General features: G+C 46.2%; 15 protein-coding genes and 3 tRNA genes. 6 read left to right on the top strand and 12 right to left on the bottom strand.

All coding sequences use genetic code 11. The annotated features are described in order from the left end of the window. Positions 1-90: 90 nt before the first annotated feature. Positions 91-3,042: a YhgE/Pip domain-containing protein gene (locus G5A70_RS03635; protein ID WP_173748124.1), complete on the bottom strand. Its 2,952-nt coding sequence runs from the start codon at positions 3,040-3,042 to the stop codon at positions 91-93. A gap of 202 nt (positions 3,043-3,244) precedes the next feature. On the opposite strand from G5A70_RS03635, the gene G5A70_RS03630 reads away from it, so the two are divergent. Then, positions 3,245-3,832: a TetR/AcrR family transcriptional regulator gene (locus G5A70_RS03630; RefSeq protein WP_173748122.1), complete on the top strand. Its 588-nt coding sequence runs from the start codon at positions 3,245-3,247 to the stop codon at positions 3,830-3,832. Between the two features lie 79 nt (positions 3,833-3,911). Here the strand turns inward: G5A70_RS03630 and G5A70_RS03625 are convergent, their stop codons facing one another. Together G5A70_RS03625 and G5A70_RS03620 are read right to left on the bottom strand one after the other, a co-directional pair. After that, positions 3,912-4,514 carry a hypothetical protein gene (locus G5A70_RS03625; RefSeq protein ID WP_173748120.1) on the bottom strand — a complete coding sequence of 201 codons (603 nt, stop codon included), beginning with the start codon at positions 4,512-4,514 and terminating at the stop codon, positions 3,912-3,914. Between the two features lie 32 nt (positions 4,515-4,546). Continuing rightward, positions 4,547-5,251 (bottom strand): DUF975 family protein, encoded by a 705-nt coding sequence (locus G5A70_RS03620; protein WP_173748118.1) that lies wholly within the window; start codon positions 5,249-5,251, stop codon positions 4,547-4,549. A gap of 228 nt (positions 5,252-5,479) precedes the next feature. Here G5A70_RS03620 and G5A70_RS03615 point away from each other — a divergent pair. Both G5A70_RS03615 and G5A70_RS03610 read left to right on the top strand, forming a co-directional pair. After that, a tRNA-Arg gene (locus G5A70_RS03615) sits at positions 5,480-5,553 on the top strand. Between the two features lie 74 nt (positions 5,554-5,627). Beyond that, on the top strand, positions 5,628-7,319 hold the full coding sequence (locus G5A70_RS03610) for an ABC-ATPase domain-containing protein (RefSeq protein ID WP_173748116.1): 1,692 nt from the start codon (positions 5,628-5,630) through the stop codon (positions 7,317-7,319). Positions 7,320-7,407: 88 nt separating this feature from the next. On the opposite strand, the gene G5A70_RS03605 is transcribed toward G5A70_RS03610, so the two are convergent. Then, the gene (locus G5A70_RS03605; protein WP_173748114.1) at positions 7,408-8,310 is read right to left on the bottom strand and encodes a DegV family protein; all 903 of its coding nucleotides are present in this window, start codon (positions 8,308-8,310) and stop codon (positions 7,408-7,410) included. A gap of 133 nt (positions 8,311-8,443) precedes the next feature. On the opposite strand from G5A70_RS03605, the gene G5A70_RS03600 reads away from it, so the two are divergent. The 3 genes from G5A70_RS03600 (at position 8,444) to G5A70_RS03590 (ending at position 9,250) form a co-directional block, all read left to right on the top strand. Continuing rightward, positions 8,444-8,995 carry a TetR/AcrR family transcriptional regulator gene (locus G5A70_RS03600; RefSeq protein WP_173748112.1) on the top strand — a complete coding sequence of 184 codons (552 nt, stop codon included), beginning with the start codon at positions 8,444-8,446 and terminating at the stop codon, positions 8,993-8,995. A gap of 62 nt (positions 8,996-9,057) precedes the next feature. Continuing rightward, positions 9,058-9,139 (top strand) — tRNA-Tyr (locus G5A70_RS03595). Positions 9,140-9,163: 24 nt separating this feature from the next. Continuing rightward, a tRNA-Leu gene (locus G5A70_RS03590) sits at positions 9,164-9,250 on the top strand. Positions 9,251-9,308: 58 nt separating this feature from the next. Here G5A70_RS03590 and G5A70_RS03585 read toward each other — a convergent pair. The 8 genes from G5A70_RS03585 to yabQ form a co-directional block, all read right to left on the bottom strand. Continuing rightward, positions 9,309-10,052 (bottom strand): helix-turn-helix transcriptional regulator, encoded by a 744-nt coding sequence (locus G5A70_RS03585; RefSeq protein WP_173748110.1) that lies wholly within the window; start codon positions 10,050-10,052, stop codon positions 9,309-9,311. 142 nt (positions 10,053-10,194) lie between these two features. Beyond that, positions 10,195-12,303 (bottom strand): glycoside hydrolase family 13 protein, encoded by a 2,109-nt coding sequence (locus G5A70_RS03580; protein WP_173748108.1) that lies wholly within the window; start codon positions 12,301-12,303, stop codon positions 10,195-10,197. A 376-nt stretch (positions 12,304-12,679) separates the two neighbouring features. Next, the gene (ftsH, locus tag G5A70_RS03575) at positions 12,680-14,494 is read right to left on the bottom strand and encodes an ATP-dependent zinc metalloprotease FtsH (RefSeq protein ID WP_226853501.1); all 1,815 of its coding nucleotides are present in this window, start codon (positions 14,492-14,494) and stop codon (positions 12,680-12,682) included. Between the two features lie 24 nt (positions 14,495-14,518). Continuing rightward, positions 14,519-15,040: a hypoxanthine phosphoribosyltransferase gene (hpt, locus tag G5A70_RS03570; protein WP_173748106.1), complete on the bottom strand. Its 522-nt coding sequence runs from the start codon at positions 15,038-15,040 to the stop codon at positions 14,519-14,521. Beyond that, positions 15,033-16,421, bottom strand: coding sequence for a tRNA lysidine(34) synthetase TilS (gene tilS, locus G5A70_RS03565; protein ID WP_173748104.1), 1,389 nt, complete (start codon positions 16,419-16,421; stop codon positions 15,033-15,035). The genes hpt and tilS overlap by 8 nt, the downstream gene beginning before the upstream one ends. 7 nt (positions 16,422-16,428) lie before the next feature. Then, the gene (locus G5A70_RS03560; RefSeq protein WP_173748089.1) at positions 16,429-17,913 is read right to left on the bottom strand and encodes a SpoIIE family protein phosphatase; all 1,485 of its coding nucleotides are present in this window, start codon (positions 17,911-17,913) and stop codon (positions 16,429-16,431) included. 124 nt (positions 17,914-18,037) lie between these two features. After that, positions 18,038-18,340 (bottom strand): FtsB family cell division protein, encoded by a 303-nt coding sequence (locus G5A70_RS03555; RefSeq protein ID WP_226853503.1) that lies wholly within the window; start codon positions 18,338-18,340, stop codon positions 18,038-18,040. Beyond that, entirely contained in the window at positions 18,291-18,779 is a 489-nt protein-coding gene (yabQ, locus tag G5A70_RS03550) for a spore cortex biosynthesis protein YabQ (RefSeq protein ID WP_173748087.1), read from the bottom strand. Before yabQ ends, G5A70_RS03555 begins: the two co-directional genes overlap by 50 nt. Between the last annotated feature and the right edge of the window lies 1 nt (position 18,780).

Raw genomic sequence — 18,780 nt, 5'->3', positions numbered from 1 at the left:
ATGAAAGGCAGTCAGGTAAGGATGCGCACCTGACTGCCTTTCACAATTTTACTTTTTTCTATATCCCTTATTTTTCTGTTTTGAAACTCTTTATGCCAGGCCTTTCGCTTCCAGCCACTCATCCAGGGTATGCTTCTTCGCTCTGATTTTCTTTGTTCTTATCTGGAATTCCAAAATAGTCAGCGCTGTGAACACTACGAAAATCACTGCCAGGAACACTATGGCTCCCTGTATGCTCTCTCCGCCGGAAATCGTGCTTCGGAACGCTTCTACCGTATAGGTAAACGGTACCCAGTCATGGAGATACGGCACAAAGGAACCGGACAGTTCCAACGGATAGGTTCCCACCGAACCAGCCAGCTGAATGACCATAAATACCAACATCAGGAAGCTTCCCACCTTGCCAAAGGTGTTGGTAAAGAAATACATGACAGACATAAAGGCCAGGGATGCCACACATGCTACTGCAAGCGTTTTGCCCATTTCCACAGGCTCAAATCCATCACACACATGGAGCATAAAGACCATAACGATTGCCTGCAAAATGGCAATCAGATAAAGTACAGAGGCCTTGCTTGCCCACCAGGCAGTACCGGAGGTAAGTTTGCCTGAATATTTTGTCAGCGGATACATAAGGCTGAATGCGATGCAGCCAACCCACAAAGCCACAGACATCATATAAGGCGCCATAGCGTGACCGTTGTTTTCCACAGTGGTAATCTGTGTCTCGTGAATATCCACCGGAGCAGCAAACATGTCAACGGTGTCCTCTCCCATTTTGGTATCTTTCACTGTTTCAGCGCCATCTGCCAGGCTCTCTTCCAGAGTCTGACTGCCTTCTTCTATCTGTTTCATGCCATTTCCAAGAGTCTGACTGCCTTCATAAAGAAGATTTGCACCATCACTGATTTGCTTAGCACCGTCTCCCAACTGGCTGCTGCCGCTTAACAAAGTGCTGTTGTTCGCAGTCAGCTGGTCTGTGCCCTGTACCAGGGAAGCAGTGCCGTCCTTTAACTGAGAAGAACCGTCTGCAAGCTGGCTCACACCTCCGGTCAGTGTAGGAACGCTTCCTGCCAGGGTCTGTACGCCATAATCCAAATCCCGGCTTCCCTTCTGCAGCGCAGCCAATCCATCGTCTAAAGCTGCCGCACCGGACTTCAATGCCTCCGTTCCCTGAGTCTTCAACTGCTGTCCTCCTGCTGCCGCCGACTGAATACCTTCCGTCAGTTCACCCGAAGAAGCTGCCAGAGCAGAAGTCCCTGCCTTAACAGCCGAAGTACCCTGGTTTAAGCTTCCGGCTCCTGCTGTCAGCTTGGCAATACCCGGCTGAATCTGCTGGGTTACACCTTCTTTCAGCTGACCCAGACCATAGCTTACACCAGCATTCAACTGAGCCTCTGCTGCATTGGTGCCGTCAATAATCTGCTGCAGTCCTGCTGACATCTCCTGGAGCTGGCTCTGCAAAGCGCCTGTTCCTGCTGTATTGGTCTCCGCTGCCCTTCCCAGCGTTTCTCCTGCCTGCGTAAGCGCCGCGCTGCTGTTATTCAGCGCTTCGCCTGCTGCCGCAAGACGGTTTGACGCATCATCCGCTGCCTCTTTATTGCTCTGGGCTGCCGCGATGGCCTCGTTTGCAATAGCAGCCACCGCATCCATATCCTGGGCTTCTACCGCCTGATTCAGAGAATCATACAAATAAGAAACATCTGCAGCGCCTGCCCCGCCGGTATCTGCTGCTGCCTGAGCTGCTGCCGCCGCACCGGCATCTGCGCTGTCTTTTCCTCCTGCAATCTCATGCAGTTCATTCTGAATTCCGGACACATCCGCAGTCTGCACCGTACCTGTAGTCTGACCGCCGCCCATGGCTCCCAGAAATGCGTCCACCTTATCCTTCATGCTCTGTGCGCCTGCACGGATTTGAGCAAGCGCCTGTGTATTGCCTGCCTGAAGCTGGCTGCTGACTGTATCTGTACTCTGCGCCAGTTGTTCCACACCACTTTGCAGGTCCTGCAGTCCTGCCTGCAGGCTTTCCGTACCCGCCTGCACGCTTCCCACGCCCTCATCCAGCTGTGCTGTCTGCGCCGGCAGATTTGCAGTAGCAGCCTGGAGGGTAGAAAGTCCGGCATTTAAGGTTTGCAGATTGTCATCCACCTGCTCTGTACCGCTTTTCAAAGCAGCACTTCCCTGCTTTGCAGTTTCCGCTCCCTGGGCAAGCTGTGTCGTTCCGTCAGAAAGTGCGGCAACACCGCTTGTCAAAGTGGGAAGCTGGCCATTTAACTGGTCCAGGCCGTCTTTTAAGGAAGCGGCGCCGCTGTCCAGCTCTTTTGCCCCGCTGTTTACTATGCTCACGCCATCTACATAGGTTTTCAGCCCTTCTGTCAGGGTTTTGCTGCCGTCCCGGAACGTCAGGGAACTGTCTGCCAGGGTTTTCAGATTGTCCGTAATGGTCTGATTGCCTTCTGCCAGTTCTATGGCACCATCCTTTAATTTTCCGGAACCATCGGCCGCCTCCTGCATACCGTCTCCCGCTTCCGAAATCTGGTCAAAAACTGCCTCCGTATATGTCTTTGTCACTTCTTCCCGAATACTGCTTTCGATTTTTTCCATGGCTGTTGCACTCATCTTGGAAGCAATATAGTTTGTACCCGGATTGGTGTCATAACTCAATTCCATTTTCTGCGGTTTGTCGTCTGTCAGCGTTGCCGCATTGGCAGAAAAATTCTCTGGAATGGTAATAACCATATAATAAGTACCGTCTTCCAGCCCTTCTCTGGCCGTATCTGCATCTGTAAAATGGAAATCCAGGGAACCGTCTTCCTTTAAATTGTCCACCATCTGTTTTCCTACGTCCAGAGTTTCTCCTTCATAAGTCACCGGCTGGTCTTCATTCACCACCGCCACCGGCAGCTTATCCACGTTACCGTAGGGGTCCCACATAGAGCCCAGAAAAAGCGTTGTGTAAATAGTAGGAATTGCAATAATGGCAAGGACGACTATGAGCATCATCTTATTGCTTAAAAGCTTTTTCCATTCTCGCCTGAGCATTGTTTTATCTCCTTTCTCATTATAGACTCAACATAGTTTAATAGATATTGTGTTGATTATTTTTTCAAGTTGCATTATACTAAAGGAGATAGGAAGTGGCAACCGTTAATAGCCCTATACTTTGTCTATTACTAGACACTTAGTATCTTTGTGTCTATATTTTATATTTTTTTAAGATTCTACAGAAGAAGGGGGATTTACCATGGCAGAGAAAACTGACCGCCGTGTAAGAAAAACAAAAAATCAGCTGAAACTGGGGCTGGCAAAGCTCATGCAGCAAAAAAGCATCAAAGAGATTACTGTAAAAGAACTGGTAAACGAAGTGGATATTAACCGCTCTACCTTTTATCTGCACTATACAGACATCTACGATTTGCTCCATTCCATTGAAGACGAACTGACCATAGAAATCCGGGACTCCATTCACGCCCACCCGGTAAGCCCTTTTACTGAAGACAGCCTGCCCTTTGTAGAAGATATCTTTCGGATTCTGGCTGAAAACAAGGACATCTGCAATGCTCTTTTCGGCACAAACGGAGATATTGCCTTTATCCACAGAATGGAAAATCTGATTTCCGTACACAGCCTTGATGTGCTGAAGACAACTTTCCCGGATAATATCCAAACCCTGAAATATTCCTACGCCTTCTGCCTTACCGGCTGTGTTGGTTTAATCAAAGCCTGGCTCAATTCCGATACTGGTGAATCCCCTCAGGAAATGGCCCGGATTGCTTTCCAACTCATTATGCATACAATCGAAGCCTTCACTTCCCAGACTCCGGCTGAGTAAAGGCTGCTTCAAACATCATGAAAAAACAGAACTGCCGCATGAAGGTCGCCTTTGCCTTTCATGCCACAGTTCTGCTTTTTTATTTTGCTTCTTCTTTTTCTCCGGTCATCTTCGCCGCCAGTTTTTTCTTAATACTGTTCATCCCCTGATAAGTATCTGCCAGACTTTGCTGCGTTTTATTGATTGCATTCACATACTCTGCAATCTTATACTGCACTTCGGAAACTGCATTGTGAACCGCTTCATAATCTGCCTGAGAACCAATCTGGCGCTCTGCTTCCTTCCATTTTTCCCGCAGGGTCTGATTTTCACCCCGCAGACGGAGAATTTCTCTTGCCAGTTTATCCTTTAATAGGCATTTCTCATTATCCGTGCGGACATATTCTTCGTAAGCGCTCTTCCACTTGGCTTCCATCTTGTCCAGGTCTTCCTGCAGCCTCTGATTCTCCCCTTCCAGTCTCTGCAGCTTCCGGCTCTGTTCCTCTGCCAACTGAGAACTGTTGGTCTCCTCCTGCCGTAAAAGCGCCTCCAGTTCCTGGATTCTCGCCTGATAACCTGCGGCCTCCTCTTCCCTCTCTTTTTTCATGCGGAAAATTTCCTCATTTGTATTTTCCACATATTCAATCACATCATCTTTTTTGTAGCCTCCTACAGAGCTACGAAAATTCACTTCCTGTTCCATGTCGTTCTCCCCTTTATCCTTCATTCTCTAAATTATAAATTCTCCCCCTGCATTCCCTGTCCATCACCCGGATTCTGCCTTTGCAGCCATGCATTTCGCAATACTGCATAAAGTTCTGCTTCCGTTGCATAGTAATACGGAATAGACCAGAAAATCCCCACAATTCCGCAAGTGAAAACCGCCAGCAATTCCCATCCGATAAAAGAAAGGTGCAGCACAAAAGCATCAAATTTCTGACTCATCATCAACTGTCTGGAAATCGCAAAGGCGTCTGCCTGGTCAATATCCGGCTGCTCTGCCAGAATGTAGGGAACCATCATATATTCATAGGTCTTGATAATTCCCGGAATGATAAACAGCAGCGTCCAGAGAACAATCTTCAGACCCATGAGAAACATCACCCATACCACATTTCCGTAATGGCCTCCCTGGAAACCAAACAAAACCTTTGACACCGGAGCGTTATAATCCCTGTTTTCTACAAAGAAACGGCAGCCGCCCACCATGAAAACATTCAACACCAGAATTTCCACCAGCAGGGCAATCAAACCGATACTGATTACTACACCCCATTCGATATAATATTGGTCTGTCTGCCTCTTCTGTACTATACTTACAGCCCCTGAAAGCAGCGACAAAATCACACCTGCAAGAACACATGAGCCATAATTTCTCCGAAAGACTTCTTTTGCGCTTGTTTTCAACTGCACCCTGCTCCAATTCGGTCCATATTCCATGCTCGCTCCTCCTTCTCCCATTTTCTCACCTTAAATGCACTTACAAATTTGCCTTAATGTCAGAAAATTTCTGCTTTCTACTTTTTTATTATTATAGTACTACAGATTCTATAAAATTTCCACAATATTTGCCTCGAAAAAAAATAAATATTTTTCGAAAAAAGTGTTGACATTTCATTATTCTTCCCTTATAATAATTTTTGTTGCTGAGGAAAACAGTTAACAAATGTGCGTTTAGCTCAGCTGGATAGAGCGTTTGGCTACGGACCAAAAGGTCGGGGGTTCGAATCCTCTAACGCACGTAAAACCTTATGTCTTAGGACATAAGGTTTTTTTGTTATACAGCAGAGTATTCTACCGCGAAAGGAGTTTTTATATGTTTACTTCGTCTCAGTTAAAGCAGCAGCTTTCGTCTATCAACCGAAAAAGCTATCCTGCTTACAAAACCCTGAAGGGTGTTTATGATTTCAGAGATTATCAGCTTTCCATTGACCATGTGCAGGGCGATCCATTCGCTTCCCCTTCCCACATCAGTATCCGCATTCCCCAAAGCCGCGCCGGATTTCCGGACTTCTGCTTTGCCTCTGCAGAAACCCGCACTGCTCTCCAGGATTATCTTCTCCGCAAGTTCGAGGAGCAAATTGCCGGCTATAGCTTTAAAGCCAAAGGCTCGGGAAAAAGCGGTCTGATTTCCACCACCCACTGCGGACAGGAAATCTTAGACCGCACAGCCTGCCAGATTTCCCAAAAAGAACTGGTTGTCCGCTTTACAGTAGGTTTTCCTGCCAATGGAAGAACCATCAACGCCTTTGAACTGGAAAAAATCTTCTTTGAGTTTCTTCCGGTATGTGTACAGAAATCCCTGTATTACAAAAATCTGAACAAAAAAGCCGTAGAAGAAGTAATTTTTCTGGCAGAAGACCAGAGTTTTATCCGCAAGGAACTGACAAAACAGAATCTTGTGGCCTTTGTTGCCAACGGGGCCGTGCTCCCGAGACAAAGCGGCGTTTCTCAGAAACCCATGAAAAACAGCGTTCCCTTTGTCTCCCCCCTCTCTCTGCAGGTAGAAATGCACCTTCCCCATAAGGGAACTCTGTCAGGTATGGGGATTCCCAAAGGTATTACGCTCATTGCCGGAGGCGGATACCACGGGAAATCCACTTTGCTGGACGCCCTGGAAACAGGAGTCTACAATCACATTGCCGGAGATGGCAGAGAGTACGTTATCACTGATGACACAGCTCTGAAACTTCGTTCTGAAGACGGACGGTTTATCAAAGATGTGGACATTTCCCTTTTTATCAACGACCTGCCGAACAAAAAGGACACCCACTGCTTCTCCACCTTAGATGCCAGCGGCAGCACCTCCCAGGCGGCAGGTATTGTGGAAGGCATGGAAGCCGGTACAAAACTGCTGCTTCTGGATGAGGATACCTCTGCCACCAACTTTATGGTACGGGATACCTTTATGCAGCAGGTTATCAGCCGGGAAAAAGAGCCTATTACGCCGTTTCTGGAACGGGCCCGGGATTTATACGGAGAATGCGGTATCTCCACCATTCTGGTGGCCGGAAGTTCCGGGGCTTTCTTCCACATTGCGGATACCATTATCCAGATGGACAGCTACCAGGTTTTGGACATCACCAAAAAAGTCAAAGACCTGTGTGCAGACTATCCTCTTCCTCCTGCTTCCGTCCCGGTCTTTTCCATGCCGGATTTCAAAAGAGTAATGACTGCCCCTGCAGTCAAAAGAGATTCTTATAAAGAGTTGAAGCTGAAAACACATGGAAGGGATTCCTTTTCTATAGGAAAAGAAACGGTAGATTTGCGCTATATCGAGCAGCTTGCAGATTCTGAACAGACTGCTGCACTGGCACAACTGCTGAAATACGCCAGAGAACATCTCATTGACAACAAGAAAACCGTTTCCCAGGTTATCCGCCTTTTGGAGGACAAACTGAAGAAAGAAGGTCTGGCAGGAATTTGCAGCAGTTCCTATACCCCCTGCGGACTGGCCATGCCCAGACGGCAGGAAATCTTCTCCTGCTTTAACCGGTATCGGAGATAACCTTCCAATAGATGAAGCTCACAAAGAAAGCAGGCAAAAAGTGGTGGTTTCAGCACAACCTTTTGCCTGCTCAAAAAATATTTCTGACTCAATTTTCCCTCTTACATTTCTTTAAAATCCCCACGCCCAGCGGATACGGCCCCGTATGTACGCCAATGGTGGCTCCAATCTGTATTTCTTCCCAGGACTCCATTTTGCAGCCGTGTTCCCAAAGGGCTGATTTCAGTTCGTCCTTAAATATCTGGTATTCCTCAACAGCCAGCCCCTCCCCGGTTATCAGATTATAGTCCTCCAGGGAAATTTTGTTGCTTTCCACATAGGCAAGAAATTTTTCTATAATTTTATGCAGAGATTTTTTCCTCCCTCTGCAAAGCTCTGTAGAACCCAGTTCTGCATCACAGAAATGGAGAATAGGCTTAATATTCAGCATACTTCCCGCCAGACATGCCGCTTTTCCGATTCTGCCGCCATGCTCCAGATATTTCAGGTCTTTTGTCGTAAAAAAGATATGCCCTGTACTACGGATTTCCTTTAATTTCTCTAAGGCCTCGTCCAACTCCGCCTCTGCATTTCTAAGACCCACGGCCTCTTTTACCAAAAGTCCCTGAAGTCCAGTCACAAGCTGGGAATCCAATATCTCAATTCTGGCTTCCGGAAATTCCTCTTCCAACTCTGCTTTTGCATTGACTGCCGCCTGCATAGAACCGCTGAATGTCTGCGTCAGACAAATGCACAGCACAGGAAGTCCCTGCTCTGCAAACGGGCGGAAAACCTCCATATAATCTTGCACAGAAGGCATGGAGGTTTTAGGATAGCAGTCCGGATTATCGGCCATCTTCTGATAAAAATCTGTAATCTTTGCTTCTTTTCCTTCTTTCAAATAATGCTCCCCGTCAAAGGATACATAAAAAGGCACAATTGAGACCTTTTCTTCTTCTGTATAACGCTCCACCAAATCACAGGAGCTGTCGCTGACAATTCCAAATTTCATTTTCTCCAGCCTTTCTTGCTTTCTTCGCAAATTTTTGTTATTCTTTCTATAAGATAATGTTACGATTGTAACACTAAATCTCTTCTAAAACAACATGCAGCCTTTAAACTGTTACAAAAAGGAGTTTTTGTTCATGAAAACCACATCTGCCTCGAAGGAATTTACCAAAAACTGCATTATGGACGCACTGCTCCAGCTTATGCAGACCCAGGATTACAACTCTATCAGCATTACAGACCTGACCAGCCGCGCCGGGGTATCCCGCATGTCCTACTATCGCCATTACAAATGCAAGGACGACATCCTCATGGACTACATGTACCGTATTGTCAAAGAATATGCCGAGGAACTGCAGGGTCCTTCCTTTCTCTCTGATTTTCAAAGTTATGAACATATCCTATACAGCCTCAAATATCTGCAGAAATACAAGGACTATGTCCTCTGTCTGAAAAAAGCCAATCGAGCTGAGATTCTGCTGAAAGGACTGGATTTATACATGATTTCCGTTACCGCCGCCCAGCAAAGCACCTCTTTGGACAAATACCGGCTTTATTACTATTCCGGCGCACTCTATAACCTTTTTATGCATTGGATAGAAGACGGTATGGAAGAAAGGCCGGAAACCATTGCCTCCCTTGTTTATGACCAGGTGAAAAACCACCGCTTTCCTGACAAAAAATCTTAAAAAATACTTGCATTTTCATTGATGTGTGATATAATTTGAAATGGTCAAAGACAATATGACATGGGCGATTTCCCGAGTGGCCAAAGGGGACAGACTGTAAATCTGCTGGCAACGCCTTCGGTGGTTCGAATCCACCATCGCCCATTGTGTTTCAAAAAGACACAAAATGCCGCAGTGGCGGAACAGGCAGACGCACAGGACTTAAAATCCTGCGGGACTTATACTCCCGTACCAGTTCGATTCTGGTCTGCGGCACTTTGATGATGTGCTTCAAAATCTTGTACAAAGTTGTACATCCTGTCATGGAAACGTACTACTGCTTCCCATAAAAATCTTCGTACAATTCATTTCCTTTTTCAATGATTTCACTCATTTTTTCTTCTGAAACACCCAGTTCCTCTCCCAACTTCTTCGCATCCGCAAAATCACTTTCTGTAAATCCGGATGTGCTTCCTACTACTTTATTATCTTTTTTTGTAATGGCCGAAGCAGAAAACTCATGACTGTCTCTCCACATAATTTCCACATAAGTATCTTCAAGTTCCATATCGCAATACAAATTGCTCAGATGAAAGTTCAAAGTAAAATCCAACAGTCCTGGCATAGATTGATTGGGAACACTATACACCACTCCATCCGCATAATTCATAGAATAGTATCCGTCTCTGTTTTTATAGAAGTCATTTTCCTGTAACTGTTCCGCGAAATTCCCCTCCAATTTACTTTTTGTATGGAAATACACGCATGAATAAATCACAAAACTTCCAACCAGCAATGCAAAAGCACTCGCTATTATCGTCAGCGCCTTTGCATATTTTCTGGTACTCTTTACTTCGCTATCAAATGTTTTTACCATAACCAAATCCTCCTTCAATAAAATATCCAAGGAAATGTGAAAACTATCACTAATCTTTACTATGGTTTCCAAATCCGGATAACTTTTTGAATTCTCCCAATTCGAGATGGTCTGCCTTGAGACGTGAAGCATCTCTGCAAAACTTTCCTGGGACAGATGTGCCTCCTTTCTTATTTTTTGAATATTCTTTCCAAGTGTCATGATAGTTCGCCTCCCTTTACGGAAATTCTATTGAAGAAAATGAATCGTGTCTATCAAAGGCCTTTTACATTGCAAAAATTCCTGTGCAAATATTCTTTGCAGCCCCTGATTTCAAAGGTTTTTCGTCCTATTTTCCAATTTTCTACTCCAGCACACACTTCACCAGGATAGCCCCATGTGCCGGCACCTCGAGATGCAGCACACCGGCCCTGCACTCGTGAATTTTTTTCACCGAACTGTACCCAAAGTCTCCGGTTACCATAAGCTGTCGGAATTTCACCGTTCTGGTTCTCGGAATCCCCAACTCCCATACGGTCAGTTCCACCATTTTCGTCTCACTGGTGTTATTCAGCGTAACCACCATTTTTTCCTTTTCTGTAAATCTTCCGTAGCTTAACTGCTGATAATCATTTGCCAGAAACCGCAGGGATCCTGTAATCAATTCCCGGTTTTCCTTGTGAATCTTTATCATTTCTTTGTGATAAGCAATCAGTTCCTTATCCTCCCGGCCCCAGGGATACGTTCTCCTGTTATCCGGGTCTGTAAAGCCGCACAAGCCCGCCTCGTCGCCGTAATAAATGGTGGGTGCTCCCGGCCAGGTCATCTGGATGGCAACTGCTTCCCGGAAAACCGCTTTATTCACGCCTGTTTCCGCCGCCTCACTTCCCAGAGTTCCCACGCGTCCTACTTTAAAGTTGGTTCTGGTCAGAAATCTGGAATGGTCATGATTGGAAAGCTCATTCATAGCTGTCATGAGAGACGGCCCATAGAAGCTGGCCATATGATACTTCATTGCCCCGATAAAGCTGTCACTGTTTCCATACATGCCCTCATTGTATTCGTCGCTGTGCTTCTCCATTCCGGTGAGGAACCAGGTCACCGGCTCCATAAAGGCGTCATAATTCATGACGGTATCCCACTGGTCTCCTTCCAGCCAGGGCCTTGCATCTCCGTAATGCTCTGCCAGAATAATGGCATTGGGATTTGCTTCCTTTACATTTTTTCGGAAATCCCGCCAGAACTGATGATTGTACGCGTCACTGTGTCCCAAATCAGCCGCCACATCCAGACGCCAGCCGTCTGCATTATAAGGCGGGGAAACCCATTTTCTTCCTATATGCATAATGTAATCATACAATTCCTTTGATTCCTCATAATTCAGCTTAGGCAGGGTAGCATGTCCCCACCACCCGTCGTAATCCTGATTATAAGGCCAGCCATTGGGATTGTTGAAGCGGAAAAAGGAGCGGTACGGGCTGTCCGCGGACACATAGGCCCCCTTTTCATACCCCTGCTGGTTTTCGTAAATCCGCTCTCTGTCCAGCCACTTATTAAAGGAACCACAGTGATTGAACACACCGTCTAAAATTACCTTCATTCCTCTTTTATGAATTTCTTCCACCACTTCTGCGAAGAAGGCATTGCTGGCTTCCAGATTATCCTTTCCGGTCACACGGCAGATATAACGGGAAGCATGGGAATTGTCCTTATCCCAGTCTGCCAGCACCTCACCTCCATCATGGACAATTTTCCCATAATGAGGGTCAATGTAGTCATAATCCTGAATGTCATATTTGTGATTGGAGGGGGATACAAACAGCGGGTTGAAATAAATAACCTCCACGCCCAAATCCTGGAGATAGTCCAGTTTATCCATGACCCCCTGCAAATCCCCTCCATAAAAGTCCCTGACGTCCATAGCCTGGGGCGGACGGTTCCAGTCTTCTATCTTCTGTACTTTTTCATTAATATAACAATACTCTCCGGTTACCACATCATTGGACGGATCGCCGTTACAGAACCGGTCTGTAAAAATCTGATACATGACGGCTCCCTTGGCCCAGTCCGGCGTTTGAAATCCCGGCACAATCCCGAAGGAATAATGCTCATCTATCTCCCTGGTAATCCCTGCCTGGTTATAATAGCAGTGGATTTTTCCGGAAATAATCTCAAAAAAATAACGGATTGATTCATTCTGCAGTTCTACGTCTGTTCCGTAATAATCAAAACCGTCTTTTGTATTTATCAGCTTCATCTGCTGTTTTTTTTCTCCTGATACCAGATAAACGGCATCTACGTTCTTCTCTTTTGTCCGGATACGGATATTCACCGTATCTCCCGGTTCCGGTTCTGCCGGCGTCCGGTAATTTTCCGTTTCATCGCTGAACACGGCACGTTTATGAAAAGCCGAGCGCATATTTGCCACATATTCCTGAATCCTTTTTGTTTCTGCCAGATTATTGTAATCCATACTGAATCCTCTCTATTCTCGCGCAAAGCACAGAAATATTTCCTGATTTGCCGAATTTCTGTCATGCTTTTATTTTATCCCACCCAATCTGCATATACAACTACTTTTTCCCGAAAACATCATCTTTTCACAGCTTTTCCGGATAAAGTAAAAACGCCAATCTTTCGACTGGCGTTTTTGGAGAAGGTATTTCTTCTTATGGGGTGTAGCAAAAACTATATAATGTATTGGGGGGTTTTTACAGTTATTATAATACCATGGAGGCCTGAAAAAGTCTGCACAATCTTCTATTTTTTTGAAAGTTTTTTTTGACCAATTTCAACATAACCGGTTCTTTTCATTTTTTATTTTTCCCAGTATCCTGCACAAAACCCGTCTAAAACAAGGCTTCAAACTCTTCCCTGCCGATTTTTTCCTTCTCGATTAAAAGTTCTGCACACTTATGCAATACATCTTCATGCTCCTGCAGAATCTTCTTTGCCTTTGCATAAGATTCGTCAATAATACGTTTCACTTCACTGTCAATGAGAGAAGCTGTTTCCTCCGCATAATTTCTGGTGTGTGCCAAATCTCTTCCAATGAAAACTTCATCTTCATCACTTCCATAGTGGATCATGCCCACTTTCTCGGACATCCCGTACTGTGTCACCATGGCTCTGGCCATCTGGCTGGCCTGCTTAATGTCCTGTGAAGCCCCGGTTGTGATGTCACCGAAAATCAACTCTTCTGCAATTCGTCCGCCCAGAGATACCACAATATTCTCCAGCATTTTATTTTTGCTGTTAAACATTTCATCTTTTCCCGGCAGCGGCATGGTATAACCGGCAGCTCCCATGCCTGTAGGAATAATGGAAATGGTATGCACCGGCTCCATTTCCGGCAGCACATGGAATAAAATGGCATGACCTGCCTCATGGTAAGCAGTAATCTTCTTTTCTTTCTCGGAAATAACCCGGCTCTTTTTCTCCGCACCGATTCCGGTCTTGATAAAAGCCTGGCGAATATCGTTCTGATTAATAAAATATCTGCCGTCCTTTGCCGTGAGAATCGCTGCCTCATTCATCAGGTTCTCCAAATCCGCACCTGTATAACCGGCTGTGGTTCTCGCCACTTCTTCCAGGTCTACGTCTTCCCCTAAAGGTTTCTTGGCAGCATGCACCTTGAGAATTTCTTCTCTTCCCTTGATATCCGGTCTGCCTACCCCTACCTTACGGTCAAAACGGCCCGGACGCAGAATCGCAGGGTCTAAAATATCCACACGGTTGGTCGCTGACATGACAATAATACCTTCATTGACTCCAAATCCATCCATTTCTACCAAAAGCTGGTTTAAAGTCTGTTCTCTCTCGTCATGTCCGCCTCCCATACCTGTACCTCTTCGTCTGGCCACAGCGTCAATTTCGTCAATAAAAATAATACAGGGAGCATTTTTCTTGGCTTCTTCAAATAAGTCCCGGACTCTGGAAGCGCCCACACCAACGAACATTTCCACAAAGTCAGAACCGGAAATTGAGAAAAACGGTACCCCGGCTTCTCCTGCCACGGCTTTTGCCAGAAGGGTTTTACCGGTTCCCGGAGGGCCCACCAGAAGTACGCCTTTGGGAATTCTGGCTCCTACCTTCACATATTTCTGGGGTTCTTTTAAGAAATCTACGATTTCTTCCAGCTCCTCTTTTTCTTCCTGCAGTCCTGCCACGTCTTTAAAGGTTACCTTCTTATCCTCATCCGTAGACATTCTGGCACGGCTTTTTCCGAAATTCATCATCTTGGCATTGCTTCCGCCTCCGGACATCTGCCGGTTCATCATGCCAAAGAGGAAGAACAGCATCACGCCTGTAAGTCCAAGGGACAAAATAGACGTCAGAAGGGTATTGTCTCCAGGTACATCTCCCACCTTCACAGAAATATCCTCCCCGGACTTTTCCACCATTTCCTGTATTTCTTTTACATCCAGCGCCGTAAATTCTTTTTCCTCTCCTGTTTTCAGGCGCACCAGTATTTTACCTGTGGGCACCTCTCTGTTGGGCCGTATATAAACCTCTGTCACCTGATTCTTTTCCATCGCCTGGTTTAATTCCTCCAGAGAATAATCATTTCTCTGGGTAAACCGGCTGATAAGGCCTCCGCCGATACACAGGAGCAGGGTCAAAAACACCACAGGCATTATCCAGCTTCTTGACTGTCTCTCCACCTTGTTGTTCTCCTTTCTGAAAGCTTACAGTTCTACCACTCCGATGTAAGGCAGGTTTCTGTATTTCTGTGCATAATCCAGTCCATATCCTACCACAAATTCATCCGGGATATTGAAGCACACATAATCCACCTTCACATCTTTTACTCTGCGTTCCGGCTTATCCAGAAGGGTACACAGACGCAGGCTCTTGGGATTTCTCTGTTTGAGAATTTCTATGAGATGGCTAAGCGTACGTCCGGAGTCAATAATGTCCTCCACAATCAGCACATCTTTTCCTTCAATGGTTTCATCCAAATCCTTTACAATGCGGACCACACCGCTGGAACTGGTATCGTCTCCATAGCTGGACACAGACATAAAATCCATGCTTACCGGCACTGTAATTCTCTTGGCCAGTTCACATGTAAAGAATACGCCTCCCTTTAACACACAAATCAGATGTACGCATTTTCCTTCGTAATCTTTGCTGATTTGCTCTCCGATTTCACGGATTTTACGGTCTACTTCCTCTTCGCTTAATAACTGACGAATTTTTTCACTCATCTTCGTTTACTCCTTTTACCTGTACTTTTAATACTTGTTTTGTCTGACTGGTAACTTTATAATATTCGCTTATGCGGTATCCCACAATCCACAGAATATGGGAACCGTCTGCCAGAAGAGTGAGTTCTTCTCTCTTCTCTCTTGGAATCTTACAGTCAATAAAATAGTCCTTCAGCTTTTTTCTTCCCCCCTGCGCATTTACAGTAAGAAAATCACCGGTTTTCCGGTGTCTGATTTCCAGACTACTCCTTATTCTATCATAATCAAACCATTTCGTATATGTTTTTTCCTCAATTTGCCCCTTTTCCCAGGGCAGTATCTGAAATTCCATTTCACAGAGCGTTTTTTCCCTCTCGTTCCCATAAATGATATGAACATCTCCGTAAACCTGACGGGCCAAAAGCCCGCCGGGCAGAGACAGGGAAGTACCGGTGCGCCCCTTGGCCAAATCCAGCACCTCCTGAATATGTGTGGACGTAAGATTCTTTCTTCCCCCCGCAGCCCGGGACAATACTTCCCTCACCACATAAGACTGCATCAATTCTTTTTCCCCGAAAAGTTCTTTGCGGATACCATATCCGTTCTTTTCCGGTTCTACATGGGCTTTATACAGTATGTGCGCCTGGCTTTGCAGATATTCTTCTATCTGCAGCATAGTCCCGGCTGTATGCCCGATATGCTGCACCGCTGCCGGATTCATGCTCTCCAGCACCGGAATCACCTGATGGCGAAGTTTATTTCGGGTATATTCCGTTTCCAAATTGGTACTGTCTGTCATCCAGGTAATCTGCTGTGCTCTTAAAAATTCTTCAATTTCATTTCTGGAAACCTCCAGAAGAGGTCGGATATACCACAGGCTCCCCTGCTCTGTATCCGTGTCCCATACGGGGCGGATTCCCCCAAGCCCCGCTGCACCTGTGCCGCGTATCAGATTGTGAAGCACGGTTTCCGCATTGTCATTTTCATGGTGTGCCAGAGCAATCTGTACCTTTTTTCCTCCGCTCCCCCCTTGCGGCTTCCCGTATTCCCCTGCCAATTTCTCAAATGCTGTTCTTCTGGCCTCTCTTCCCGCTTCTTCTAAGGACAGCTTCTTTTCGGCAGCCATACGGGGTACATCTGCAGCATATACCCGGAAAGGTACCTGGAGTTCTTCGCAGATTTTTTCTGAGAAGTTCTGGTCCCGCAGGGCTTCCCCTCCCCGAATTCCATGATTGACATGCAGGGCACAAAGGGAAAATTCCCGTCTTTTCTGATACTTCTTTAATAAAAACAACAGGCATACCGAATCCGCACCACCGGAAATTCCGACTATGACCTGGCTGCCCGTTTCTATCATGTTGTATTTCTCTATATAGGAAAACACCTTTTCTTCCATGTTCATTTTATTCTTACTTCCTCCATAGTCCTGCCGTAAGAACCGTCATATCGTCTGTAGCTCTGTATTCGCTGTATGTAAGCACCCGTTCCAGAATCCCTCTGCCCAGTTCCTGCGCTGCACTTGCACGAGTCTGGAGAATAATTTCTTTCATCAGTTCCTCCGGTTCTTCCGGCGGCAGCGCATCCAGCACTCCGTCTGTCACCATAATCAGAAAATCCCCCTCATACAGCTTCTTGGCCGAGGATTCAAAGTCTGCCTGCTGCACCAGCCCCAGAGCCAGACTGGTAGAGGAAATGGCTTCTACCCAGTGGTCCCGCTTAATAAATGTGGTTGCCGCTCCTGCTTTGAGAAAATGGCACACACCGGAATACAAATCCACCATGGAAATATCCACAGTAGAAAATCTGCCGTTGCGGCTTTTCAGATTCAGTACTGAATTTACCATTTTTGCCGCCGTCTCTCCGGAAAATCCCGCTTCTACCAACTGCTCCAGAGTATCCACAATACTCTCACTCTCCCGGCACGCCTCAATCCCGGAACCCATACCGTCAGAAAGACACATGAAAAACTGCCCGTTCTCCTCCGTGGCACAGGTATAATTGTCTCCGGAAATGGTTTCTTTTTCCTTGGTTATCTTCACAGCCCCGTAGAGCATTTTGAAATTGACTTCCTCTGCAAATCCCATAATGGCAAAGTCCCTGTTAATGAGGGTTTTCCCCTCCGCCCTGGCAACCATGCGGCTGCCGCACATGCCGGAGAGAACGGCCGCCGCCTCTCCTGATGAAATGCAGCCGCCTTTTGTCTTTAATTCCGCATAGTACCGAACTTTTCCGTCCGGCAGGTCCAGGCTCCACACGTTCCGCACCAGAATATGTTTCTTCTTCAGTCTTCTGGCAAATTCTTCCCGAAACTGCACGTCCACCTCTGCCACATCAAATAAATCTCTGGAAAGGCTCTTCATCAGCTGCGCCATCTCAGAAAGCTGCTCTGCCACAGCCACACGGTTCTCCAGAAGCTTGTTATTCCAGATAAGATTCTGCCTCTCCCGTTCTACCATTCTCTGCAGTTCCTGCACCAGTTTTCCCTGGCTGATACAGACCTCCATCAAATCCGCCTTGGCCTTTCGGAACTCTTCCTCGTCATTTTCTTCCAGGACGCGAATCAGATGATAAACGCTCTGATAGGACTGGACAGAATGTTGAATCCAGCAAGTCTGGTGCAGATGACACCTGCGGCACAGCCCTTCCTGTACCTCTGTCACCATGGCGTCGACCTCTGAACTGGAGAGATAATCTTTCCGGTAAGGCAGACCATAGAAGCTGTCCGCCAGCTTTTGAAAAGAATCTGCATAGCGCTGCATTTTTTCTTTTTGCGGGTGCTGGTCATAAGCCAGAGTTGCCGCACTTTTCTTCATCTCTGAAAAAATAGTTTTTGCCATGTCCCGTAATATAAGCAGTACGCTGATTACGAGCATGGCAATTATCCATTCCTGCATCTCGTTCCCTCCCTGCATAAGCAACCGCTATCCATGGAGTATTATAGATGCTTTTGTTTTCAAACTTTGTCAAAAACCGTCTTCCCGTCCGGAAAACTTTCAGACAAAATCCGTCTTTTGTTTTCTACTTTTCCTCTTCTTTAAATACAATTTCGTTGTCTTTCACAAGACCCAGCTTTTCTCTGGCTACCTCTGCCACATACTCATCCGTGTCCATACGCTCTTTTGTCTCATCAATTTCCTTTGTACGCTCGTTTTCCTCGTCAATCTGGCTCTGCACTTCTTTCATTTCTGTCTTACAGTCCGAAATCTGCTGCTGCAGATTCAGGCTCATGGTCATCATGGCAATAAACAGGACACCGACTACAAAAGTAATACTAAGCATCGCGATTCCGTTCTGGTTCATTCTTTTTTTTCTTTTTTTCATTTTTCCATTTCCTGATTTTCTGCATAACTTTTGCTTCATATAGAGAGATTTTAACTCTATCCCATAAAAATTTCAACCTTTTTCTCCACTTTCTCAAGGGGTTTATAAGAACTCCCAGAAAATGAAAAATCTTTCGGAGCACTTTTGGCAGCCAGGTCACCAGAACGCTTCCGGGACCTGCATGGAAGACAAAGCCGCCAAGGAACACGGCCAGAAGGGCATACGTCCGAATCACACCGTCATTTTCCCTGTAAATCATACCAAAAAGATAAATCCCGGCACAGCACCAGTACAAAATGTCCTCCGCACCGGTCAAAAAGGGGCTGTGGGACACCAGCCTGCGAAAAATACGAAGGAGGTCATAGCCTGCAGCCAGGCAGGCTCCGGCCCAGAAAGCCCGGCAGAAGAAAAGCAGTTCCTCATGCATATAGGCGCTCACG

The organism is Blautia hansenii (assembly GCF_013304445.1).
Taxonomy (GTDB): domain Bacteria; phylum Bacillota; class Clostridia; order Lachnospirales; family Lachnospiraceae; genus Blautia.
This window is presented reverse-complemented; position numbering and strand designations above follow the sequence as displayed.

Coding starts and splice junctions, on each gene's coding strand:
- G5A70_RS03555 (WP_226853503.1), bottom strand. CDS start 18,340: ATGAAAAAAAGAAAAAAAAGAATGAACCAGAACGGAATCGCGATGCTT.
- G5A70_RS03580 (WP_173748108.1), bottom strand. CDS start 12,303: ATGGATTACAATAATCTGGCAGAAACAAAAAGGATTCAGGAATATGTG.
- G5A70_RS03635 (WP_173748124.1), bottom strand. CDS start 3,042: ATGCTCAGGCGAGAATGGAAAAAGCTTTTAAGCAATAAGATGATGCTC.
- G5A70_RS03610 (WP_173748116.1), top strand. CDS start 5,628: ATGTTTACTTCGTCTCAGTTAAAGCAGCAGCTTTCGTCTATCAACCGA.
- G5A70_RS03630 (WP_173748122.1), top strand. CDS start 3,245: ATGGCAGAGAAAACTGACCGCCGTGTAAGAAAAACAAAAAATCAGCTG.
- G5A70_RS03560 (WP_173748089.1), bottom strand. CDS start 17,913: ATGCAGGAATGGATAATTGCCATGCTCGTAATCAGCGTACTGCTTATA.
- G5A70_RS03605 (WP_173748114.1), bottom strand. CDS start 8,310: ATGAAATTTGGAATTGTCAGCGACAGCTCCTGTGATTTGGTGGAGCGT.
- tilS (WP_173748104.1), bottom strand. CDS start 16,421: ATGAACATGGAAGAAAAGGTGTTTTCCTATATAGAGAAATACAACATG.
- G5A70_RS03585 (WP_173748110.1), bottom strand. CDS start 10,052: ATGACACTTGGAAAGAATATTCAAAAAATAAGAAAGGAGGCACATCTG.
- G5A70_RS03600 (WP_173748112.1), top strand. CDS start 8,444: ATGAAAACCACATCTGCCTCGAAGGAATTTACCAAAAACTGCATTATG.
- G5A70_RS03625 (WP_173748120.1), bottom strand. CDS start 4,514: ATGGAACAGGAAGTGAATTTTCGTAGCTCTGTAGGAGGCTACAAAAAA.
- G5A70_RS03620 (WP_173748118.1), bottom strand. CDS start 5,251: ATGGAATATGGACCGAATTGGAGCAGGGTGCAGTTGAAAACAAGCGCA.
- hpt (WP_173748106.1), bottom strand. CDS start 15,040: ATGAGTGAAAAAATTCGTCAGTTATTAAGCGAAGAGGAAGTAGACCGT.